The organism is Stieleria magnilauensis (genome assembly GCA_007753675.1).
GTDB lineage: Bacteria > Planctomycetota > Planctomycetia > Pirellulales > Pirellulaceae > Stieleria > Stieleria magnilauensis.
On sequence record CP036432.1, the window covers coordinates 2,155,227 to 2,176,988 of the forward strand.

The window sequence follows — 21,762 nt, forward strand, 5'->3', positions numbered from 1 at the left end:
CTAGGAACTCCCGCGTCGCGATCAAGGTCGTGTGGTCGCGAAGGCAGATCCGTATCGCGCAAGGGCATCGCCTTTGCTACACTTTGGACGATTCAAGATCCCAGAGGGAGTGTCATGAAGTCCCTCCACCACCAAGAGTTTTGCAATAGATGAACAACCCGCACTTTCTTACACGACGTCATTGGCTGGCCACCTTGCCGGCCGTTGCAACAGCCGCCGGACAGCTCTGTCACGCCGCCGAAAAACCTCGCCTTCGAATCGGCCAGATCGGAACCAAGCACGCCCACGCCAGCGGCAAATTGCAAGCGATTTTAAAATTCCCCGAGACGTTTGATTTCGTCGGAATCGTGGAACCCGATGCGGAGCGTCGTGCGGCGATGGCGAATCGTGATCCGTACCGACGCGTGACGTGGTTGACCGAGTCGGAGCTGCTTTCGACACCTGGGCTGCAAGCCGTCGCGGTGGAGACGGATATTCCCAATCTGGTGCCGACCGCGGTGCGTTGTTTGAAGGCCGGGAAACACATTCACTTGGACAAGCCGGCCGGCGAATCGTTGGACGCCTGCCGTGCGATGCACCAAATCGCGACGGATCAAAACCTGACCATCCAGATGGGCTACATGTTGCGTTACAACCCTGCGTTCCAATTTGCCGATCGGATCGTCCGTGACGGTTGGCTGGGGGAGATCACCGAGATCAGCGGCATGATGGGAAAGTTCATGAACGACGGCGGCCGATTGGAACTGGCAAAAATATCCGGCGGCGGGATGTTCGAACTGGCCTGTCATCTGATCGATCAGGTCGTTTCGTTGCTCGGACCGCCCGACAAGGTGACGTCTCACTTGCGGCGGACGTTTCCCGAGAAAGACACGTTCGCGGACAACCGGTTGGCGGTGTTTGATTATCCCAAAGCGATCGCGACGATTCGTTGCAACCACATTGATCCGATGGGCGGCGCGCGTCGACAGTTCTCGATCACCGGGACGGAAGGCACGTTTGAAATTCGCCCGCTGGAACCGACACCGAAAGGTCGGCTGGGGCTGGACCGTCCCCGCGGCGAATTCAATAAGGGATACCAGGACGTGACGTTCGAAAGTCCGACGGGACGCTACGATGCGGAGTTCATGGACTTGGCAAGTGTTATTCGTGGCGAGAAAAAATTGCGTTGGAACGCCGAGCACGACATCGCCACGCACGAAGCGGTGCTGCGTGCCAGTGGCATGCTTTGACGTGCCAGATGGCAACAAGTTATGATGAGAACGTTTCCGCGACAGACCGTATTGTTGACTTTTTCAAGCATGAGAGATGAGCACCAGTTTGCATTTAACCGCGGCCGAATTCGATCGCATGGTGACGTGCGGCGCGTTTGATCACCTCCATCGCAAAGTTGAATTGATTCGTGGGGAACTTCGTGAAATGAATCCGGCCGGACCGCTGCACGACGATTTGATCATGTATCTCACTGGCTGGTCAGCACGCTCCACGTCGGCCGATCAAATCTCCGTGACAGCACAGACGGGACTAGACCTCGCGAGCCTCCACAGCCGCCCAGAGCCTGATTTGCTTTGGGTCCGCGCGGGACGCTATCAAGAAAAGCATCCGTCGGCCGAAGACGTCAAGCTCGCCATTGAAGTGTCGCACAGTAGCTTGAATTATGATCTTCAAGAGAAGGCGGAGTTGTATGCCGAAGCCGGGATTCAGGAATACTGGCTGGTCGACGCCGGTGGTGCCTGCGTCCACGTTTTTCGCAGTCCGCAAGGTAAAGCCTTCACGGACCACACGATCGCTCGCCGTGGTGATCGGATCTCTCCGCTGGCGGCTCCCGAAGCCGTGCTCGATCTGGATGATTTGTTTGGGCGGAGGCCTAGTCGTCAAACACCGGTGGATCCATTTTGATTTCATCGATCACTTGGCGGGCGCGCTGGGCATCCTCTTCGAACGTTTTGATCTTGACCATGCCGGGCGCTTCGGCGCGAAAGCCGGACGTGAATCCCCCGGTCGCGATGGCGCGGATTCCGGCGTCCTGAAGCACCGACACCACGATCGAAGCCGACAATTCATCGGTCTGTTCGGCAACTGTCACAAGGTTGGCGGTATCGAGGTTCTTTTCGTTGTCGGTCATGAGTGGGTTCCGAGTGAACAACCGGCGTATGGCGGGATCCATTAAGATCATCGCGTTGCATTCGGAGCATCGACGCAAGCGACAACACGTCCTGCAACTCCGCAGATCTAACTTACCACGACAGATGACGCCATGCAGAAAACGATGACTGTAATTCGAGCCTTTGCATCTGTGTTCGTGACGGCCCTGTTGTTCTTGCCAGGTTGTTGGTCAAAAAGTGCATTCGCCGCCGATCCGCGTCCGAACTTTCTGGTCATCGTCAGCGATGATCAGCGCCCCGACACGATTGCTGCGCTGGGCAACCCAGTGATCGAGACGCCGAATTTGGATCGTCTGGTTCGCGAGGGAATGACGTTTACGCGGGCGACCTGTGCGTTTCCGTTGTGTGTGCCCAGCCGCGCCGAAATCCTGACCGGCGCGACCGCGTTTCGAAATGGCGTCCCCTACGGAGGCGGCCGCTTGAAACGGGGGCAGACGTTTTGGGCGGACGCGCTGCGTGACGCCGGCTACCAAACCTGGTACTCGGGCAAGTGGATGAACGACGGCTCGCCGAAAACGCGTGGCTACGACGAAACAAGTGGATTGTTCAGCAGTGGCGGCGCTGGCGCACAGGGAAAAGAACCGCGATCCGGGCGATTTGGACGACTGATCACCGGTTACCGCGGCTGGACGTTCAAGACCGATGACGGCAAACCGGAGTTGGAGAAAGGGATTGGATTGGTCGGCGAAACGAGCAAGCACATCGCCGATGGCGCGATCGCGCTGCTTCAACGTGATTCGGATCAGCCGTTTTTTCTGCACGTCAATTTCACCGCGCCGCATGATCCGCTGATCATCCCGCCGGGGTACGACGGCAAATACGATCCCGCCACCGTGCCCCTGCCGGCCAACCTGTTGCCAGAGCATCCGTTCGACCACGGAAATTTGAAAGGCCGTGACGAACAACTGTTGCCATGGCCTCGCACCGAGAAAGACGTTCGTGAAGAGATCGCAGCCTACTATGCCGTCATCGACGACATGGATCATCACATCGGGCGGATCTTAAAATCGTTACAGCAGTCGGGCAGGTACGACAACACCGTGATCGTCTTCACCAGCGACCACGGCCTGGCGCTGGGCAGCCACGGGTTGATGGGCAAGCAAAACATGTACGAACACACGATCGGAGTGCCGTTCATCGTCGCCGGTCCGGGGATTCCACAAGGCGAACGCACCGAAGCACAAATTTACTTGCGGGACATGTATCCGACGACGTGTGAGATGGCCGGGATTTCGATTCCCGATTCGGTGGACGCCAAAAGTTTCGCTCCGGTCTTGAATGGAACCGCAAGCGAAATCCATCCGGCAGTCTTCGGGTATTACCATGACGCACAACGGATGATTCGGACATCGAGTTGGAAACTGATTCACTATCCGTTGATCGACAAGGTGCAACTGTTTGACTTGAGAAATGACCCGGACGAGCGAAACGATTTGTCGGCGCGACCTGAGTACGCGGCGTTGCGGAAGGAGCTTGCCGGGCAACTGCACGATTGGTTTCAGGAGCAAGGTGGCACATGAACAATCGATTCAAGGTGGTGATCACCGATTTGATCACCGAGCCGCTGGACGCCGAGCGCGGCGTGTTGGATGAAGTCGCCGACGTGGTGGCGTTGGACGCGAAGTGTGAAGCGGACTTGATCGGACAGATCGAAGACGCCGATGCGGTGATGGTCTATCACTATTTGACGTTCTCGAAATCCAGTGTCGATCGGCTGAAACAGTGTCGCGCGATCGTGCGCCCGGGTGTCGGCTACGATGCGATTGATCTGGCTGCGGCACGGCAGCGAGGGATTCCGGTTTGCAATGTACCCGATTACGGGACCGAAGAAGTCGCCGATTCGGCCGTCGCCATGGCAGTCTCGCTCGCCCGCGGCACCCATTTGCTCAACAGCCGACTGCGACGTGGCGTCGGTCAGTGGAACGTCGACCAAGCCACGCCGATTGCTCGGCTCCGCGGTCGGCGTTTCGGGATCATCGGCTGCGGACGCATCGGAACTGCCGCGGCGCTTCGTGCCAAAGCGTTCGGGCTGGAGGTGGCGTTTTATGATCCGTATCGCCCCGACGGCCTGGACAAGGCATTGGGGATCCGCCGAATCGAACGGCTTGATGAACTGTTGGCGACTTCGCACATCGTCAGTGTGCATTGCCCGCTGACCGAGGAAACGCGAGGAATGATCGCCGGTCCACAAATCGCGCGGATGCCGCGTGGTTCGTTTTTAGTCAACACGGCGCGGGGCGGCATCGTGGACACGGTTGCGGTGGTGGAGGCGTTGGCGAGCGGTCGGCTGGCCGGAGCCGGGATCGATGTGTTGGAACACGAACCGCCGCCACACGACAGCCCAGTGCTGGCGGCGTGGCGTGACCCCAACCACGCTGCCCACGACCGATTGTTGCTCAATCCCCACACCGCGTATTACTGCGACGAAGGCTGCGAGGAGTTCCGCACCAAGGGGGCCAAGGAGGTGTTGCGGGCGCTGTTAGGCGAGCCATTGCGGAATGTGGTGAATTAGCCTGAGGGCATGCACAGCATGTCCGACGCGCCGTTGGCATGCACTACCGGGAGGCCGATGGCATGCACAGCATGCCCTACACGCTACGCGCCGTTGGCATGCACAGCATGCCCTACTCGGCGGGTGGCTTGGGCCAGTTGAGATGTTTGTGCAGAAAATCGAACGTGCCTTGGCCGTTGATGGTGTGGGGGCCGTCGAACCATTCGATTTCGGTTCGCTCACCGATCTTGAGGCGGGCGGCGTAGAGATTGCGCACCTTGGCGTATTCATACGCAACCCACTGGTCGGTTGCGACACCGTCAAAGTGTCCGCGTTCGACCATGAACGGACGCGGGCAAATCAGAGCCGCCATTTCCGAGTAGTTGAAGGTTTCACCGAGGTTCCATTCAAAGATCTCGTACTCGCCGGTCCCGACGTAACTGAACGGGTGCCGCGTCGATACGTTCTTGAGCACCCATTCATTGAAGTCGGCCGAGCAGATCGAGAGACAGTAGTCCGTCACGAGGGCGGGGATTCGCATCGCCGATTTTCCGCCGTAGCTGAGACCATAAAACGCGATCCGCTGCGGGTCGACTTGGGGCAGCGACTGGAGCCAATTGACGATCTGTTGATGCTGGGGAACGATCACCGAGAACAGCGTCTTGCCTAACGGATTCGCTTTGCGTTGCAGCGTTCGAAAACGATCTTTGAACAGATACGGGTTCTGCGGTGCGAAGGTGATGAATCCGCGCCGCGCAAGCTGGGCGGCAAAGTCATGGTAGGCTCGGTGATCGCCCAGAAAGGTATCGGTGGGGCGGCCTTCCAAGCCATGTTGGCAGACCACAACCGGACGTTTTTCACCGGGCCCGATGTCATCGGGCACGATCAGCACCCCGTAGGCGATCACATCCTCAAAGACGTCCAGGACCACTTCGTAGCCCGTCCATCCCGGTTGCTGCCACGTTTGTCGCACGCGGGCGTTTGGCGGCAACAACGGATCGTCGAAGCCCCCGATGACTTCGTCGCGAAAGATCTGCCGATAACGCTGTGAAGACTGAACATAGTCCTCGATTGAATTCGTGTTGAGACCTTTCATGAACGTGCTGCGGACGAATGGGGATTCACGCAGCAGCAATTGATTGTGTCGATCGAGCTGTTCCACCAGCCGCGTTTGCATGGCCGCTTCATCGACCTGTCGAACCACATCGACGTCGCGCTGTGGTTGATCGGCACTGGGTTGATCAGCACTGGGACGATCGATCAGCAGTTCGACGAAGCGGTCCGTGGTGGCTTGATCGCAAGGTGCGTCGCGGAACGTTGTTTCGTCGATCTGCCAATGCTGGTTTTTGATCAAGGGGCGGACGAGCTGTCTGGCCCGTTCGACTTCTCTTCGGCCTTCGGTGGCGTCAATCGGGCGAATCGTTCCTGGGGCGCCGCCACCGCCGCCGTCGAAGGAACGTGCAGGTGTCCGTGCGTGATTGATCAAGGCCTTGCGAGGCGCCACCAGGGTCAGGGTTTCCGCGTTGCCGAATTCAGCCAACCAACCGAAGACGTTGCGATCGATCGGTTCGGCCCGAATCGCCTCGCTTGCACCGAAGCTGCCGCCGACGCAGAGCGCATCGACCCGTTCGTCAAGCGCCGCGGTGGCCAGGGCGATGCGACCGCCTTCGCCGGCACCGATCACTCCGATCGGGCGCGACGCATCAAAACTGTCGATCGCCGCACGCACCATTTGGACTTCGTAACCGATCGGATGCCGTCCCAATTCAAATGCCGCTCGATAGATGTATTCACGGTTGGTCAGCTTCGCGCGGCCGCCGCGGGACTTGATTTCGCGGCTGATCAACATCGGAACCAACACGCGACAATCTCGCTCGGCCAGACGCCTGGCGAATTGCAGCTCGGGGGCGACCTCGGCGGCCATTCCACTGATTTGCGAGGGCGTTTGATCACAATCGGGAACCGCGACGACATTTGCCGTCACCGCGGTCGGTTCGATCGGTTCCAGCAACACGCCTTCGCCGTAAACCGAAACGATTGACCGACCGGGGTCGGGGTCTTCGAGCACCGGCCACCGAACCGAATAGACCCGATAGCCTGAGAGCGAGCCGTCGACTGAGGAGCCGGCGACGAAGTTGCGATCAATGACGACCGGCGCAACGCGGTCTTCGTGGGCGCCGAGCATGCGGGCCAAGCGGTCTCGATTGGGCTGGACCGAGCGGGCGTAGGCCTGCGGGGAAGTGAAATCGCGTTGCCAATGTCGCTCGCGGGTTTCGGCGGATTGATCCAATTTTTCAAGCAAGAATCGGTCAATGCCGTCGACCATTTCCGAGGCAATGTCGCCTTCGATTTCGAGCGGCGCCGCGCCGGGGAACTGGCGTTGCAGCGATGAGGAATCTGAATCCTGGGCGAGACAAAGCGAAAGGCCGACCATCGCCAACCAGATGCCCGCTGGCACGGAGACACGAGACCACTGCTGAAGCCACTGCTGACGCCACTGCTGACGCCACTGTCGAACGATGAGTGTCAGGGGCATGCGGAAGAAAGCCATGGGAGATGCTTGGGCAGGAGTAATTCGCGATCGACGCGGTGGAAGACGCGGGCGGGAAACGCATCAGGAACTGGCACGTGTGCTAAATGATGGGGCACCGGAAGACCGGCCGCGACCCCTTTGACGCGCTGATTGGGCCATTGTGGCTCATTTTACGGGCAACGGCACTTTAATTGCTATGATCTTGGCAGCGCGAACGTCACTCCTTGCAATCAGATCTGTTTTCGAGCCGTTTCGCGACACACGACGTTCGCTTCGGAGATTGGGTGGAATGCACAAGTACGTGATCATGGGTGTTCAAGGATGTGGCAAGGGAACGCAGGCGGCCAGGCTGGTCGACGCATTCGACTTGGTGCATATCAGTGTCGGCGACATCTTTCGTTGGCACATCAAGAATCACACCAAGCTGGGCGCGCAAGTCAAACGCATCGTCTCATCGGGCAACCTTGTCGGTGACGACGTGGTGGAGACGATTGTGCATCGCCGATTGGACGAGCACGATTGGAACTACGGTTTTATCCTGGATGGATTTCCCCGCAGCGAGTCGCAAGCTCTGTTCTTTTTGGAGACGTACGACATCGACGCGGTGATCCACATCGAAGTCCCCGACGAAGTGGTCCGGCAACGCGTCTTGTCGCGGCGGTTGTGCAGCGGTTGTGGGCTGGATTACAACCTGATTTCGCACCGGCCGGCGGTCGAGGATGTTTGCGACGTGTGTGGCAGCGGGCTGCGTGCGCGTCCCGATGACACCGAAGAGGCGTTGGCGGGGCGATTAAGGGATTACCACACGAAAACCAAACCGGTGTTGAGTTTGTTTGAGCGGAAGGAGCTGGTGCTGGACATCGACGGGACGGCAAAACCCGATGCGATCCATCAAGAGATTCGGACGAGGCTGGGTTGTTGAGCTGACCGCGACGCTGGTTTCTCGCTGTCCGGTCAGGGGCTGCCGATGCAAACGAGATGTTCACGCGTGCGAATGTAAAGCTTGCCGTCCGAGATCGCCGGGGAGGCGAACACCGATTCGCCGAGGGAGTTCTTGTGAACAATCTCTGGCTGGCGCGAGGCCTTCATCACGATGGTTTCGCCGTCGTCGGTGGTGAAGTAGACCAATCCGTTTGCGGTCACCAAGGACGCGCTGAAGTGACGGCCTAAGCGTTCTCGCCAAACCCGCTCTCCGGTTTGGCTGTCAAAGCAATGGGCGATGCCGCGGTCGTCGGCGATGAACAGCAAGCCGTTGGTGACGACCGGTGAAGGCACGTAGCTTTGCGCTTCGGTGACGTGCCAGTTGACGTGAGACTCCGTCACATCACCGTTGCCGCCGGGACGAATCGACATCACATGGTAGGTCGGAAAACCGGCGGTCAAATAGAAGTTCTCGTTGTCATAGACCATCGAGGCGACAAACTGTTCGGTCGGACCTTCGATCCACCAAAGTCGCTTTCCGGTCCGGGGATCGAATCCCGCGACGCGTTTGCTGCCCGTCATGACCGCTTGCACCGCGCCGTCGATCTCGCACAGCAGCGGAGTCGCGTAGCTGCGTGTTTGGTGCAGGCGTGGGGTTTTCCAGACCAAAGCGCCGGTCGATTGGTTGAGTGCCGCCAAGTAGGATTCACCGTCGTGGTCGCCATTGACAAGAATCAGGTCTTCGAACAAGACCGGACTGGTGCAGTAGCCGTGGATGCTGGAGAACGAGCCGACAGTGACCAGCCAGTCCTGATTGCCCTGGTGGTCGTATTTGGCCACGATCATCTCGCCGGGCTGGCCGCGTTCTCCGCTGGTGTCATCGGTTTGGAAGAACGTGACATAAACATGTTGATCATCGGCTGCGGGGGTGCCCGAGGCGTGGCTGTTCAGCTTATGCATTCCCTCCAGCGGTGCTGCGATCACCTCGCGAGTCCATTTGGTTTGCCCACTGGCGCGATCCAGGCAATGCAACAACCGGGCATGGGTGGTTTCGTCGCACGAGGTCAGGAAAATGGAATCTCCCGACAGGATGGGGGATGAATAACCCGATCCGGTGACCGGGGTTTTCCACAGAATGTTGTTGCCGGTGGCGGCATCCCATTGCACCGGAACACTCGTTTCGCGACTGGTTCCATCGCCACGCGGCCCACGCCACTGCGGCCAATCCTCGGCATGGCAAAGGGAGCCAGCGAACATCATCGCGAGCAGGAATCCGATTCTCATCTTTGAACCTGTTACAAGTCTGCGGGGGGCGAGTGGGAGCCTCGTGGATCTGCAAAGTATATTCGAATCGGAGCGTGTCCCGCAGCGGAGTCGATTTTCGTAGGATGTTGGCTGATCGATGAACTCCGATCGCTCTCTTCTTTTCTTCACCTCAGTTTCGAATCAACATGAGAAGACTTTCCCTTTGTGTACTGCTGGTTTTGCTGGCCATCGTGTCCCCTCGGCAGTTCCACGGTGCGGAGCCGTCGACGCAGCAGGCGGCCAAAACGCTGAACGTGCTGTTCATCGGCAACAGTTACACGGCCAGGCACAATATGGCCGATGTGGTCAAAGCGATGGTCGAGGAAGGCCAGCCGGGCGTGAAGTTGGAAGCCAAAACCGTCATCTATGGCGGCCGCCGGTTGGCCGACCACTGGCGATTGGGCAGTCAGAATTTCATCCGATCCAGCACCCTCACCGCGGATCAGATCAAAGCGACCATCAAGGACTTGGAAGTCCAACTGCGCCAGGATCCGCGTGACAAGTACGCCAAGTATGCGGTTGAACGTCAACGAAAACTGTTGAACGACTATGAAACAACGCGAACGCGATGGGACGTGGTGGTGTTGCAGTCGTATCGCGACGACGTGGAGGGCGGACCGTCGTCGCTGTATGCCCAATACGCACCCAAGTTTGCGGAGCTGGTTCATGCTCAAGGCGGAAAGGTCGTCTTGTATGAAACGACGCCGACCACGCAAAACGACAAACCGTTGACGGGGATGCCGGATGCGGAGCCGGTGTTGGAAAAGGCTGAGGCGATCGCCGCGTTGGCGGACAAGATTGATGCCGAGGTGGCACCGATGTCACTGGTCGCGCTGGAATGTCAGCGTCAACGTCCTGATTTGACCCTGCGTTTTGTCAACGACGCCCACTTGAACCAAACGATGGCGTACCTGACCGCCTGCACGTTGTACGCTGCCATCCTGGACGCCGACCCACGCAGGCTGAAACTCGACTCGATCACCGACATCCGCTATTGGCAGAACAAAGATCGGACGAAGGACCGTGACAATCTGCCGATCAAGAAAGTCTTTTCGGATCAGGATCGGGCTGATCTACAGCGGATCGCTTGGGAAGGGTACCAGGCAATGAAACAGATGCGGAAGCAGTAGTAGCGGGCGCCGGGCAGGGCGACGTTCCGTGACGGCTTCACTTTAAGATTCAATCCGGACGAAGCGGTCCAGCAGTTTTGCCGGGCTATTCATCGGAGGTCAGACCCACGGGTGGCAGCGCGAACCCACGGATGACAGGATGCCAAAAATCCGTGGGTTCGCGCTGCTATCCGTGGGCCAATGTACACGGCGCGTTAGGCGGCCATACGCTCGGGCATCTCGGCGTTTTGTTCTTGTGCGATGACTTCTTCGGCCAGGGCTTGGTAGTCGATCGAACCGTTGCTTTGGGGTGCGTACTGGAAGATCGACTGTCCGAAGCTGGGGGCTTCGGCCAGACGCACGTTGCGACGGATGCGCGTGTCGAAGAACCGGGCGCCGCGGAAGAACTCGCGACCGCCTTTGGTGGCTTGAAAGAATTCGTCGATGTCCGTGCTGACTTCGGCCGCCAATCGGGTGTTGGAATCGTACATGCAGAGCATGACGCCGGAGAGGCGAAGTTGGTCGTTGAGACGGCGTGAGACGACCTCGATCGTGCGGAGCAGTTTGCTGAGGCCGTGCAGGGCGAGGAAGTGGGGTTGCAGCGGCAGAAAGACTTCATTGACCGCGACCAGGGCGTTGACGGTCAGCACACCCAAGCTGGGCGGGCAGTCCAGGATCAGGTAGTCATATTCGTCGGGGTCGTCGTCGAGTCGGTCGCGAAGGATCATTTCTCGACCGACTTCGCCGGCCAATTCCAGTTCCGCCGCGGCCAGGTCCAGATTCGAAGGCACGACGCACAGATTGTCATTGACGCGCCGTTTGGCTTCGGTGATCGAGGCGTCCCCGCAGAGGATTTCGTACATGCTGGGCTGGTCGTCGACTGCGGTGATGCCGAGGTGCAGCGAGGCGTGGGCCTGGGGGTCCAGATCCATCACGCAGACACGGCGACCGGATTGGGCCAGGGCTGCCGAAAGGTTCACCGAACTGGTGGTTTTTCCAACCCCGCCTTTCTGGTTGATCACAGCGATGGAACGCATGGTTTCATTTCCTTGGAAAATAATCACGTCGATTCGAACGACGTTTTGGGGGAGGTGTTAGCGCCAGAGCCGGGCAGGCTGACCGGGATCGGTCAGGCCGCGACTCCGCGGTTCAGGTTCTGTTCGGCTGGGCCCTTGGGTTCCTGTTGAAGCTTCTCAAAGGCCAGCAGCACTTCGTGTAAATCGGAATCAATCACGACCACGTCGTCGGCAAAATCGTCCAGCCAGGCGCTGTTGCAGCGTTGGGCGCTGAGCAGCAACCGGGCGAGCGTTTTGATCGGGACGGAACTGGTTTTTATGGGGCCGGTGCCCGCAATTTGATCCAGTTCACGTAGCCATCGGGGATCCGATCGGGGTGGTCGGTGGTACTCTGATGGATCGTCTTCGGACCAGACTCTCCATCCCGCCTGCAATCGCTGATCAAAGTTGCTCATCAATTTCTATGGTCGATCGAAATCCAAAGGTTAGTGGCGTCGGCAAACCGACGGGTATGCGTAACCGGTATCGACTTTGACGGTTGGGAAAGTAAAGGCGAATTGAATGATTTTGCCGGTTATCCCAGTTTCACGGCCGGGGGAGGCGCGTCTGATTCGTGGGTCCCTCAGTTGACAGGTCGGCCATGCGGCGCTATTCTCGCGCGGCGAACACTGGGGGGGAACTCGTTGTGAATTGAGATTCCACCCGGATCGCCCCACGTGGGGATTTTTCCGCTGCGGATGTCAAATGCCGATTTCGGCGTCCGGCAACGCGGCACACCAACGATTCCTGGATCGCCGCCCGTGTTGGTGCTTTGTTGGCACCGGCGTTGTGCGTGGCGTCCGGACCAACACCGAGACCGACTGATCATGGCTGTCGATCTAGAAGCCATCGCCCGACGCGGGCGATGCGACGCATCGAGTCTGAAACTTGCCTTGCCGCTGATTGAGCAAGGCTATGAAGCGCCTTTCTTAGCACGTTACCGTCGCGACGAACTCGGCGGGCTGGACGAAGCGACGCTGTGGAATCTGAAAGCGGCCGTCGATGCAGAGAAGTCTCTGGCCGATTATCGCGACGAATTGCACGAACTGTGGCAGTCCACCCCGCTGGCCGATCCGGCCATCGGTGACGCGATTCGCAAAAGCGGCTCCAATCGAACGCTGCAACGACTCGGGAAACGGCTCCGCCAAGAAACCTCCGCCGGAATCGACTCCGACGCCAATCGCTTGGCCGTGCGGATGCTCAATCCCCAAAAAGGCGATCCGTCCGATCCCGCCGCGGTCGCCGAAAACTTGGAATCGATCTCCGATACCGCCGCGGCCGTCGAAGGGCTGCCCAAGGCGATTCCCGGGCGACTGGCCGGTGACCCACGCGTGATCAGCGCCGCGGTGCGTTGGCTGAGCCGGAATGCAAAACTGCATATCTCCGACGTTCACGACCCCCACATCGCGGCGGCGGAAAACGAACAGGCCCAAGCCGCCAAAGCCAAGGCCGAGGAGAAGGCCGAAGCCAAGGCCGTGAAAGCGAGCGAGGCCGCCGAGGCGAACACTGCCGAGGCTGCCGCCCCGGCGACCGACGCCGCCGAGCCGGCGACCGCGGAGACTGCTGCCGAACAGGCGCCTGCCGAACAGGCGCCTGCCGAACAGGCACCTGCCGAACAGGCACCTGCCGTCGAGGCAGAGACCGCGCAAGCTGAAGCCGCGGCTCCCGCCGAATCCACCGCCGCGGATGCAGGTTCGGCCGAAGCATCGACGGAAGCGGAAACGCCGGCCGCCGAGCCCGAAGCGACGGCCGCGGCCGAAGCAGTGACCGAGACCGCAGAGTCGTCCGAGTCGGCTGACGCAGACGCACAAGCCAGCCAGGGCGAACCCGCCAACGCCGAAGGCGAACCACCGGCAGCCGCCGATGGCAGTGCCGCCGCCGAGGGCAGTGCCGCCGCCGAAGGCAGTGCCGCCGCCGAGGGCAGTGCCGCCGCCGAGGGCAGTGCCGCCGCCGAGGGCAGTGCCGCCGCCGAGGGCAGTGCCGCCGCCGAGGGCAGTGCCGCCGCCGAGGGCAGTGCCGCCGCCGAGGGCAGTGCAGCTGCGGAATCGGATCTGCCGGGGTTCAAGCCGGATCCGGACGAGAAGCCGACGGGCAAGAAATCGAAGGCGAAGGCATCGACGCCGAAAAAACAGAAAAAAATCTCGCCCCGCCAACGTCGCCGTCGGTGGCTGGTCAGCGTCCTGAAGCCCTTGGAAGGGAAGCGGATGCCGGCGACCAAGTTGAGCGCATTTCAAGTCGTCATGCTCGGTCGGGCGTTGCGAAGCCAGGTCGCGGTGTGTGCGTTTGAGTATGACGCGGCAAAATTGGTCGCTGAAATCAAGCGAGCAGTGGTTGGATTGAACCCGGGGCTGGAATCCACCTTGGGTGACGTGGTGATGCAACACGAAGCCGACATCCGCGAGGCCGCCGAGGCGGCTTGGTGGGATGAGCTTCATGAGCGCGCGTCGGCCCGCTTGGTCAGCGTCGTGGCGGACCACTTGCGACGCCAGGTCAACCGCGGGCCCGTCGAAGCGAAGGTCGTGATGTCGATCGATGCCGTCGGGCCGAAGACCGCCGCGACGGCCATCGTGTCGTCCGACGGCCGCGTGCTGCACGGCGAAGATCTGCCCTGTCAGTTGTCCGGAAGTGTGCGTGGGCAAACCGTGGCCAAGATGGGCGAGTTGATCCATCACTATCACGTCGATCTGGTCGTCGTCAGCAACGGGCCGGCCCGACGCGCCTGCTTGATCGCGCTGGGAGACTTGATCGCACAAAGCCCCGATCATTCGGTTCGCTGGACCGTCGCCGATCGCTCCGGTGCGGATACCTATTCCAGCAGCGACGTGGCCAATTCCGAGATGCGATCGACTCCGCGGCGATTCCGCGCCGCAGCCTGGATCGCGTTTTCCGTGTTGCATCCGCCCCAAGCCTACGCAAAAGTTGATCCCTTGCGACTGCGACTGGCGTCGTTCCAGAGCGAACTGTCCGAAGACGCGTTGTCGATTTCGCTGGGGCACATCATGTCCAGTGGCGCGTCACGCGGCGGCGTGGACAGCAACGCCGCGCCGTTGGGTTGGTTGCAGCAACTGCCCGGCATGAACCCCGACGTGGCACGCTCGTTGATCACCCGACGCGAACAAAACCTGCTGCGTTCGCGTCAGGAACTGTTGGAATTGGAGGGTTGGGAATCGGTCGTCCAGACCCGCCAGGCGATTCCGTTCCTGCGAGTCTTCGAAAGCGACGAAGTGCTCGACGGGACCTTGATCCATCCGGACGACTACGGGTTGGCCAAGAAACTGGCGACGGCGCTCGAAATCGAATTGCCTCCGCCGGCTCCCCCGGGATACGAAGCCCCCAGCTACGAAAAACTGGCCGACCTCGCTGAACCCAAATTGGTCGACGCGACCCAACCCAAGCAACCGGCTCCGGTCGAAGATTTCGATCATGCCGGCGAAAAGGCGGGTGAATTCAAAATCGGTGAGGACGCCGACGCTGCCGAGTCGTCGGAGCCCGCGGCGGCTGTAGAGTCAGCCGAGTCACCCACCGCTGAGACGTCGACTGAAACCCCCGCTGAGACCGCTGCGGAGAACGTCAGTGAAATCGCGTCGGTCGAGCCGGCTGCCGAAGCCGAGCCAGACGCCGCGGCTTCTGATTCGACGGCGACGGACGACTCGGACGCTGCTCCGAATTCTGAAAGTCAGGACACCGAGTCGCAGACGGCCGACAGCGAGGGTGCGGCCACGGTCGAGTCGACCAGCCCCGGGCCGGAGAACTCCAGTCCCGAACCGATCAAGCGTCCCCGTCCCGAACGCGCCAAGATCGACAAGTGCATCAAGGAATGGCAGGTCGGTCGGCACCGCGTGAACCAATTGGTCGGATGGTTGTGTGATCCGTTTGGTGAAACGGCGATCAGCAATGATCCGCCTGGTGTGCTCGACACAATGCCCACACTGAAGACGCTCAAACCCGGCGATCAGGTCGTCGGCGTCGTCGTCGGGGTGATGAGCTTTGGCGTGTTTGTCGAATTGGCCCCCGATTGCAGCGGACTGATTCACGTCAGCCGTTTGAGCGACGGATACGTGGAAGATCTCAACGAAGCGATCCAGGTCGGTGATGTGGTCACCGCTTGGGTCACCGGCATCGACGAAAAACGACGCCGCGTCGGCTTGAGTGCCCTTTCGCCCCAGCAGGAAGAGCGGCTGGAGAAAGAGCGGCACAATCGCGATGCCGGCGGAGGTCGTGGCGGTTACCGACGCGACGCCCGTTCGGGCGGCGGCCAGGGACGACAAGGAGCCGGGCGTTCTGGCGGCGGACAAGGTCAACGCAGCGGCCAACCACAACCGGCCGCTCAGGGTGCCGGGGCGGCACGCGGTGATCAACCGGCCGGCGGCCAAGGTCGCGGCGGACAGGGACGCGGAGGCCAAGGTCGCGGCGGACAGGGACAGGGACGCGGGGGCCAGGGTCGTGGCGGACAGGGACGCGGCGGCCAAGGTCGTGGCGGACGAGGCGGCCAGGGTGGTCGCGGTGGTCGTGATTCGCGAAAACCACGCCAGCCCGAATCTTATCGCGTGGTCGCCAAGCCCGAAGCAAAACCGCTCACCGATGCGATGCAAAAGGGAGACGAACCGCTGCGATCGTTCGGCGATCTGTTGCAGTTCTATTCCAAACAGGAAGACACGCCCGCGGCAAAGGAGTCCAAACCCAAGTCGGACGCTGCCAAGTCGGATACCGCGCAGACTGAATCCGCGGCGACCGAAGCGGCCAAACCGGTCGAGCAAGTGACGGCGGCGACGCCACCGGCGCCTGTTCAAGCGGCACCCGCTCAACCGGCACCTGTTCAGGCGGCTGTCGGCGGTGAAGCCGGGCAACGCGACGCATCGGCTCAAGCAGCCAGCCCCAGCGATGCGGGGTCCGATAAGCCAACGGAGGCGTCGGAATGAAGGATGATTTTCAATCCCGTCTGGAATCGGCGATCCAGCGGGGGCAACGGCGACGCGATCATTCGGCCAGCGAAGCGAAACGCAAGGAGTTGACCGAGGAGGAACTGAAGCGGCTGCACACGTCCTATCGGCTCTCGTTGTCCGAGCGAATCGAAGTCAAGATGCGCAGCATCATCGACGCCTTTCCGGGGTTTCGCCAGGAAGCCCTGTTCGGCGAAGTCGGTTGGGGAACGGCGTGTTATCGCGATGATTTGAGAATCAAAAGCGGACGTCGATCCAACGCCTACAGTCGATTCGAAATGGTCATCCGCCCCTACAGCGATCTGCGTGTGTTGGATCTGAAGGGCAAGGCGACCGTCGAAAACCGCGAGATCTTCAATCGGTCGTTGTTCCGCAACATCGAGGAAGTCGATGTGGAAGAATTCGAAGACGTGATCGACGCGTGGACGATCGAGTACGCCGAGCAATACGCGGCCAGGTCGGCGTAGGACGAGACGAAGTTTCAAGTTTCAAGTTTCAAGTTTCAAGTTGAACGTTCATCAACTCAATCACGTGGCACTGCATGTTGCCGATGTTCCGGTCAGCGTGGCGTTCTATCGGGACGTTCTGTGTTTGCCGGCGATGGATCGTCCGGCGTTCGATTTTCCCGGTGCCTGGTTTCGCTTGGGCGTCGATCAAGAACTGCATTTGATCGGCGACCGCGACCTGCCGGTGCATTCAAGCCATCGTGGAACGCATTTGGCGCTCGTCGTCGATGATCTGGATGCTTGGGAAAAGCACCTGGACGCCCATCAGGCGACCCGACTCCCCCGCCGAATCCGCCCCGACGGTGCCCAACAGACCTTCGTCCAAGACCCCGACGGACACTGGATCGAACTCTGCGTCCCGGGGAAATAGGTTTTAGGTCTCAAGTTCCAAGTTGCAGGTCGTCAGATTGCAGATTGGTCCGATCTTTTCGTGTCACCCATTTTCTTGCCTACTTCCCGTCTCCCCCATTTTTCTGCCAACTGCCAACTGACTTGGAACCTGGAATCTGGAACCTGGAACCCTAACGTCCTTCCAGCCGTTCGGCGATTTTGAGGTGGCCGTTTTGTCGGGCGAAGTAGGCGGCGGATTCGCCATCGATGTCGACCAGGTCTTTCTTCGCGCCTCGGGCCAGCAAGACGTCCACGACTTCGGCTTGTCCTTCGGCAGCGGCCATCATCAGCGCGGTCCAGTGTTCGCCGTTGTCGACGGCGTTGATGTCCGCGCCGGCGTCCAGCAGGATTTCGACCGTGGTCGGTGCGGGGCCGCTGGCGGCGTGAATCAGCGGCGTCTTGCCGGTCCGGTCGCGGGCATCGATCGTGGCATTGTGCTTGATCAGCAACTTGACGATGGCGTCGTGACCGTTGTAGGCGGCCATGGCAAGCGGCGTCAGCCCGTTGGCATCGGCTTCGTTGACATCCATACCGCTTTCCAGGCAGAGCTCGACGACGCGTAGCTTGCCGTCGTGGGCGGCCACCCGAAAGGCTTCGGGGCTGTACAACGCATTCGCAGTGCTCTGCGGCTCGGACAGGGGTGCCGGCTCGGACAGGGGTGCCGGCTCGGACAGGGGCGTCGGCTCGGATAGGGGCCTCGGTTCTGGTTCGGTGGCCTCGCCGTCTTGACTGTCAGTGTCTTGCGTGACGCTGTCCGCAACAGCGACCGTTTCGTTTGTGGTTTCGGTTGGGGGGCCGGTGTCGGCGTTGGAATCCGACGTTTCCCCGTTGCAGCCGACCGCCAACATCAGCGCGGCAAGACAGAGCGTGGTGGCCAGAACGTGGGGAAAAGAGGTCAAACGGGTGGGCATGATGAGCGATCGAAAAGGGGCGTTGGGGTGATGTGACCGGTTGTGTCAACGGTCTCGCGATCCTGTTGGTGGTCACGGAGGCGAAAACGCTTCCGCGGTCTTCAGTATCTCACATTTCTTCACGGAGGAGCGATCCGGTGGCAAAGTTTTACGTTCAGTGTGGTCAGACGGAACTGGTACTCAACAGCGACACGGCGGATTCGGCGGCTTTGGCGATGATCGATCGCATTCTCGGGCCGCATTTGTGGATCTACGATGATCCCGGGTTGAGCGAATTGGAGTGCTGCCAGCATTTGATGTTGGAAGCGCTGTTGCATCTTCCCACCGAGATTTCGGTTAGCGAGCAGGGGTTTGACCGCGACGATGCCGTGAAGATCTCGGTCCCGGAGACGATTCACTGCTGGCACGCGTTGATGATCGGAATGCGGCGATTGTTCCGCGAAGCGGGTCTGGACCGCAGCGTCGCGGTGCTCGCCGGTGCCGAGGCGATCGATCGCGTGGTCTCGTCGCCTCGATTGCCGCGCTAGAGCAGGCTGACCGCTCGCATGGCTGGAACCGGCGTGCTACCTTGGCGGATGTCGGGTCGATCGTGCGAACCCCGGGATCGGCCACGTTTTCTTCATGCCAAGAACGAGAGTGCGGAGTATTCACGTGCAGCAGGTCAAGATTTTCAAGTCCGTCGATACCGAACTGGAAGACTTGGAAAAACAAATCAACCGGTTCATCCGAAAGAACAATGTGCGGGTGTTGTCGATCTCGGGCAATCATTCGGCGTCGGTGGATACCGGCACGGGACCGATGAACACGTTTTCCGGTGGCGATGTGACCGTGATCATGTTGTTCGAAATTGAATCTCCCAGTCGTTGATTCGGCCGCGTTCTTCTGAACCATGCACCCGGCGTCAGACCATGATCGAAGTCGAAGCGTTCGTCAAACGTTACGGTGACTTTGTTGCCGTGGCCGGTGCGTCGTTCGCGATTCCGGCCGGTTCGGTCGCGGCGTTGGTCGGTCCCAATGGTGCCGGTAAGACGACAACGATTCGAACCTTGTGCGGGATTCTTCGACCGACCGCGGGGCGAATGCGAGTGGCCGGCGCTGATCTGGCGGTCGATCCCATTTTGGTCAAACAACGCACGGCCTATGTTCCCGACGACCCGCCGTTGTTTGACACGTTGACGGTCCAGGAGCACCTGCAGTTCATCGCGTCGGCGTATCGTTTGACCGACTGGCAACACGACGCCGAGGACTGGTTGAGTCGGTTGACGTTGAGCGACAAGAAGAACACGTTGGCGTCGGAATTGTCGCGGGGGATGCGGCAAAAGGTGGCGATCGCGTGCGCCTATCTACGCCGCCCCGACGTCTTGCTGCTGGACGAACCGATGACCGGGCTGGACCCGCCGAGTATTCGCACGTTGAAGGAAACGATTCGCGAGCAGTCGCAGCGAGGCGCGACGGTGCTGGTCAGTTCGCACCTGCTGTCGCTGGTCGATGACTTGTGCGATTTTTTGGTGTTGATTCGACAGGGCAAGGTGTTGTTCAGCGGTCCGCTGGGCGAGGCCCGCGAGCGGTTCGGGGGCGCCAGCGGTTCTTTGGAAGAAGTCTTCTTTCGCTTGACCGGGCAACCGGAAGAACCCGACGATCAGAATCTTGCGGTGAGCGATGATTGATCCCGCTCTGACGCAATTGATGCGGATGCTGATGTGGGCCGCGGTTCGCCAAGGGTGGCGGTTGGTCAAGAAACCGTCCGGAGCGTTCTTCACCCTGTTCATGCTGGCGATGGTTTCATTCGGTCTGATGCCCACCGTGGTGATGGCGCTGAGTGATCAGAAACAGCCTTCCTCGATCATTGCCGAGTTGCTGGGAAGTGCCATCCCGATGTTGATGTATGCCGCGGCGGCGATGATGGTGGTGACCGATTCGGGCAAAGCGATGTTGGAACTCAAGCCAGCGGAGCTTCAATTTGTGCTTGCCGGACCGTTCACCAATTCTCAGATCCTGTCGTACCGATTGTTGACGTTTGGGCTCGGATGGCTGCCGCTTAGTTTTTTCTTTTCGGTGTTTCTGCTGCCACACTTCGGCAGCCTGTTGGGCGGTTTTCTGGGGATCGCGTTGGGGGGAGCGTTCATCACGATGATCGCCTTTCAATACACGCTGGTCAGATCCCGGATATCGCCAGCGCTCTTGCGAGCGATTCGCTGGAGCGTCGGGGCCAGTCTTGCATTGATCGCAACGGAGGTCGCTCATCAGGTGCTGCGGTCGCCGGACGTTTATTCGGTGGAGATGATTTCCCGGGCGATCAATGACGGTTGGGCTGCACGAGTGTTGACGCTTCCGTTTCGTCCCTTTGTGTTGCTGATCGAAAGTGCGATCGGGATGGAGTGGCTGGGGGGGCTGTTGATGAGTGTCGCCCTGGTGGTGGGCATCACGGTCAGTTGTTACCGAACCAACGGCGGATTCTCAGAGCTTGCGGTCGAGGGTGTCGCACGGCGGCAAAAGAAGCTGGAGCGGATTCGCGGCGGCAACGTCTACGCCATGTCGACGCGTCAGGCGGAACGGTCGCGGTCATTGCCCGCGTTCGGATGGTGGGGCGGTGTTGGGCCGGTGGCCTGGTCACAAGTCACATCGGCTATCCGCCGCACCGGCCGGTTGGTACCTGGGATGATTCTTATGGGGGTGGTGGCGGCGATCGCCGCTGCGGTACTGCTGCCCCAGTTTCCGGACACGATTCCCGATCCGGCCCGAACCTATGCGGTGCCGCTTGCACTGGCGGCGTCGGCCTACGTGGGGTTTCTGGTGTCGATCACGGCGCAGAGCGGGTTTTCCGCAAATCGGCGTCTGTTGACATGGTACCAGACGTTGCCGATCCGCCCGATGGCGATTGCGACGGGGATGGTCACCGGAACCGCGACGGTGTTGCTGGCGATCGAGTGTGCGTTTTGTTTGCCGGCCCTGGTGGTCAGTTCTCTGACGATGGTGCAGTCGCTGTCGGTGGTGTTTGCCGGGGCTTCATTCAGTCTGGCGTTTGCGTCGATGACCAATTTTATTTCGGCGGTGACGGGGCTGCGTCCGATGCCCAGCGGAACCCCCGACGTCTTTCAGGGAGCGCGGGCGTTGATTTTCATGATGATCCTGGGACTTTCCATGACACCGATCTTGCTGTTTGCCGTCGGATCGGCGGCAATCGCCGGGGTGCTGGTGGGGTTTTCTTGGACGTTTTGTTCGATTACCGCGGGGCTGGCGATGTTGGCGGGGCTGCCGGTGATGTGGTGGTACTCCGGGATTCGGTTTGTCGACAGCGAGTTTTTGGGTGATTGACCGAGTTATCGGCTTGTCAAAAATCGAGCGTTGACCGTACAGTTTGGCCGGACCAGTGATTGGGTCAGTCCTGACCGCGTCAGGATGTGGACCGGGTTTTCGTCTCCTAATTCTCTAAATCATT

The 21,762-nt window shown here is 60.2% G+C and carries 19 protein-coding genes; 13 read left to right on the forward strand and 6 right to left on the reverse strand.

From position 1 onward, the window contains the following. Positions 1-149: 149 nt before the first annotated feature. Together TBK1r_RS07710 and TBK1r_RS07715 are read left to right on the forward strand one after the other, a co-directional pair. Positions 150-1,229, forward strand: a complete 1,080-nt coding sequence (locus TBK1r_RS07710) for a Gfo/Idh/MocA family protein (RefSeq protein WP_145208663.1) — start codon at positions 150-152, stop codon at positions 1,227-1,229. 76 nt (positions 1,230-1,305) lie between these two features. Next, a complete protein-coding gene (locus TBK1r_RS07715) occupies positions 1,306-1,896 on the forward strand; it encodes a Uma2 family endonuclease (RefSeq protein WP_145208665.1) in 591 nt (196 codons plus the stop codon). Here TBK1r_RS07715 and TBK1r_RS07720 read toward each other — a convergent pair. Beyond that, positions 1,865-2,122, reverse strand: coding sequence for a putative signal transducing protein (locus tag TBK1r_RS07720; RefSeq protein ID WP_145208667.1), 258 nt, complete (start codon positions 2,120-2,122; stop codon positions 1,865-1,867). The two genes, TBK1r_RS07715 and TBK1r_RS07720, sit on opposite strands and share 32 nt — an antisense overlap. Positions 2,123-2,266: 144 nt before the next feature. On the opposite strand from TBK1r_RS07720, the gene TBK1r_RS07725 reads away from it, so the two are divergent. Further along, positions 2,267-3,682: a sulfatase family protein gene (locus tag TBK1r_RS07725; protein ID WP_419581102.1), complete on the forward strand. Its 1,416-nt coding sequence runs from the start codon at positions 2,267-2,269 to the stop codon at positions 3,680-3,682. After that, on the forward strand, positions 3,679-4,674 hold the full coding sequence (locus TBK1r_RS07730; RefSeq protein WP_145208671.1) for a C-terminal binding protein: 996 nt from the start codon (positions 3,679-3,681) through the stop codon (positions 4,672-4,674). Before TBK1r_RS07725 ends, TBK1r_RS07730 begins: the two co-directional genes overlap by 4 nt. A 112-nt stretch (positions 4,675-4,786) precedes the next feature. Here TBK1r_RS07730 and TBK1r_RS07735 read toward each other — a convergent pair whose 3' ends face one another. Then, the gene (locus tag TBK1r_RS07735) at positions 4,787-7,204 is read right to left on the reverse strand and encodes an alpha/beta hydrolase family protein (protein ID WP_145208673.1); all 2,418 of its coding nucleotides are present in this window, start codon (positions 7,202-7,204) and stop codon (positions 4,787-4,789) included. A 271-nt stretch (positions 7,205-7,475) separates the two neighbouring features. On the opposite strand from TBK1r_RS07735, the gene TBK1r_RS07740 reads away from it, so the two are divergent. Next, positions 7,476-8,108 carry an adenylate kinase family protein gene (locus tag TBK1r_RS07740; protein ID WP_145208675.1) on the forward strand — a complete coding sequence of 211 codons (633 nt, stop codon included), beginning with the start codon at positions 7,476-7,478 and terminating at the stop codon, positions 8,106-8,108. A 32-nt stretch (positions 8,109-8,140) separates the two neighbouring features. On the opposite strand, the gene TBK1r_RS07745 is transcribed toward TBK1r_RS07740, so the two are convergent. Beyond that, the gene (locus TBK1r_RS07745; protein WP_145208677.1) at positions 8,141-9,391 is read right to left on the reverse strand and encodes an outer membrane protein assembly factor BamB family protein; all 1,251 of its coding nucleotides are present in this window, start codon (positions 9,389-9,391) and stop codon (positions 8,141-8,143) included. Between the two features lie 167 nt (positions 9,392-9,558). On the opposite strand from TBK1r_RS07745, the gene TBK1r_RS07750 reads away from it, so the two are divergent. After that, positions 9,559-10,542, forward strand: coding sequence for a hypothetical protein (locus TBK1r_RS07750; RefSeq protein ID WP_145208679.1), 984 nt, complete (start codon positions 9,559-9,561; stop codon positions 10,540-10,542). Between the two features lie 194 nt (positions 10,543-10,736). Here TBK1r_RS07750 and TBK1r_RS07755 read toward each other — a convergent pair whose 3' ends face one another. Continuing rightward, positions 10,737-11,558 (reverse strand): ParA family protein, encoded by an 822-nt coding sequence (locus TBK1r_RS07755; protein ID WP_145208681.1) that lies wholly within the window; start codon positions 11,556-11,558, stop codon positions 10,737-10,739. A gap of 92 nt (positions 11,559-11,650) precedes the next feature. Next, positions 11,651-11,992, reverse strand: a complete 342-nt coding sequence (locus tag TBK1r_RS07760) for a hypothetical protein (protein ID WP_419581103.1) — start codon at positions 11,990-11,992, stop codon at positions 11,651-11,653. A 411-nt stretch (positions 11,993-12,403) separates the two neighbouring features. Here TBK1r_RS07760 and TBK1r_RS07765 point away from each other — a divergent pair, with 411 nt between their 5' ends. From TBK1r_RS07765 to TBK1r_RS07775, 3 genes are read left to right on the forward strand one after another with little or no spacing between them, the layout of a single operon-like run. Continuing rightward, positions 12,404-16,495 (forward strand): S1 RNA-binding domain-containing protein, encoded by a 4,092-nt coding sequence (locus TBK1r_RS07765; RefSeq protein ID WP_145208683.1) that lies wholly within the window; start codon positions 12,404-12,406, stop codon positions 16,493-16,495. Then, on the forward strand, positions 16,492-16,983 hold the full coding sequence (locus tag TBK1r_RS07770) for a hypothetical protein (protein ID WP_145208685.1): 492 nt from the start codon (positions 16,492-16,494) through the stop codon (positions 16,981-16,983). Before TBK1r_RS07765 ends, TBK1r_RS07770 begins: the two co-directional genes overlap by 4 nt. A 40-nt stretch (positions 16,984-17,023) precedes the next feature. Beyond that, on the forward strand, positions 17,024-17,392 hold the full coding sequence (locus TBK1r_RS07775) for a VOC family protein (RefSeq protein WP_145208687.1): 369 nt from the start codon (positions 17,024-17,026) through the stop codon (positions 17,390-17,392). Between the two features lie 151 nt (positions 17,393-17,543). On the opposite strand, the gene TBK1r_RS07780 is transcribed toward TBK1r_RS07775, so the two are convergent. Further along, complete coding sequence (locus TBK1r_RS07780) at positions 17,544-18,323, reverse strand: ankyrin repeat domain-containing protein (RefSeq protein ID WP_145208689.1); 780 nt, start codon at positions 18,321-18,323, stop codon at positions 17,544-17,546. 137 nt (positions 18,324-18,460) lie between these two features. Between TBK1r_RS07780 and TBK1r_RS07785 the strand changes: the two genes are divergently transcribed. The 4 genes from TBK1r_RS07785 (at position 18,461) to TBK1r_RS07800 (ending at position 21,638) form a co-directional block, all read left to right on the forward strand. After that, complete coding sequence (locus TBK1r_RS07785; protein ID WP_145208691.1) at positions 18,461-18,850, forward strand: hypothetical protein; 390 nt, start codon at positions 18,461-18,463, stop codon at positions 18,848-18,850. 94 nt (positions 18,851-18,944) lie between these two features. Then, the gene (locus TBK1r_RS07790) at positions 18,945-19,190 is read left to right on the forward strand and encodes a hypothetical protein (protein WP_372896086.1); all 246 of its coding nucleotides are present in this window, start codon (positions 18,945-18,947) and stop codon (positions 19,188-19,190) included. A gap of 41 nt (positions 19,191-19,231) precedes the next feature. After that, entirely contained in the window at positions 19,232-19,990 is a 759-nt protein-coding gene (locus TBK1r_RS07795) for an ABC transporter ATP-binding protein (protein ID WP_145208693.1), read from the forward strand. Beyond that, positions 19,983-21,638 carry a putative ABC exporter domain-containing protein gene (locus tag TBK1r_RS07800; RefSeq protein WP_145208695.1) on the forward strand — a complete coding sequence of 552 codons (1,656 nt, stop codon included), beginning with the start codon at positions 19,983-19,985 and terminating at the stop codon, positions 21,636-21,638. Before TBK1r_RS07795 ends, TBK1r_RS07800 begins: the two co-directional genes overlap by 8 nt. The last annotated feature ends 124 nt before the right edge of the window (positions 21,639-21,762 follow it).

What these genes read in the sequence shown, in the direction of transcription:
- TBK1r_RS07710 (WP_145208663.1), top strand. Translation starts at nt 150, where the DNA reads ATGAACAACCCGCACTTTCTTACACGACGTCATTGGCTGGCCACCTTG.
- TBK1r_RS07715 (WP_145208665.1), top strand. Translation starts at nt 1,306, where the DNA reads ATGAGCACCAGTTTGCATTTAACCGCGGCCGAATTCGATCGCATGGTG.
- TBK1r_RS07720 (WP_145208667.1), bottom strand. Translation starts at nt 2,122, where the DNA reads ATGACCGACAACGAAAAGAACCTCGATACCGCCAACCTTGTGACAGTT.
- TBK1r_RS07725 (WP_419581102.1), top strand. Translation starts at nt 2,267, where the DNA reads ATGACTGTAATTCGAGCCTTTGCATCTGTGTTCGTGACGGCCCTGTTG.
- TBK1r_RS07730 (WP_145208671.1), top strand. Translation starts at nt 3,679, where the DNA reads ATGAACAATCGATTCAAGGTGGTGATCACCGATTTGATCACCGAGCCG.
- TBK1r_RS07735 (WP_145208673.1), bottom strand. Translation starts at nt 7,204, where the DNA reads ATGGCTTTCTTCCGCATGCCCCTGACACTCATCGTTCGACAGTGGCGT.
- TBK1r_RS07740 (WP_145208675.1), top strand. Translation starts at nt 7,476, where the DNA reads ATGCACAAGTACGTGATCATGGGTGTTCAAGGATGTGGCAAGGGAACG.
- TBK1r_RS07745 (WP_145208677.1), bottom strand. Translation starts at nt 9,391, where the DNA reads ATGAGAATCGGATTCCTGCTCGCGATGATGTTCGCTGGCTCCCTTTGC.
- TBK1r_RS07750 (WP_145208679.1), top strand. Translation starts at nt 9,559, where the DNA reads ATGAGAAGACTTTCCCTTTGTGTACTGCTGGTTTTGCTGGCCATCGTG.
- TBK1r_RS07755 (WP_145208681.1), bottom strand. Translation starts at nt 11,558, where the DNA reads ATGCGTTCCATCGCTGTGATCAACCAGAAAGGCGGGGTTGGAAAAACC.
- TBK1r_RS07760 (WP_419581103.1), bottom strand. Translation starts at nt 11,992, where the DNA reads ATGAGCAACTTTGATCAGCGATTGCAGGCGGGATGGAGAGTCTGGTCC.
- TBK1r_RS07765 (WP_145208683.1), top strand. Translation starts at nt 12,404, where the DNA reads ATGGCTGTCGATCTAGAAGCCATCGCCCGACGCGGGCGATGCGACGCA.
- TBK1r_RS07770 (WP_145208685.1), top strand. Translation starts at nt 16,492, where the DNA reads ATGAAGGATGATTTTCAATCCCGTCTGGAATCGGCGATCCAGCGGGGG.
- TBK1r_RS07780 (WP_145208689.1), bottom strand. Translation starts at nt 18,323, where the DNA reads ATGCCCACCCGTTTGACCTCTTTTCCCCACGTTCTGGCCACCACGCTC.
- TBK1r_RS07790 (WP_372896086.1), top strand. Translation starts at nt 18,945, where the DNA reads ATGCCAAGAACGAGAGTGCGGAGTATTCACGTGCAGCAGGTCAAGATT.
- TBK1r_RS07795 (WP_145208693.1), top strand. Translation starts at nt 19,232, where the DNA reads ATGATCGAAGTCGAAGCGTTCGTCAAACGTTACGGTGACTTTGTTGCC.
- TBK1r_RS07800 (WP_145208695.1), top strand. Translation starts at nt 19,983, where the DNA reads ATGATTGATCCCGCTCTGACGCAATTGATGCGGATGCTGATGTGGGCC.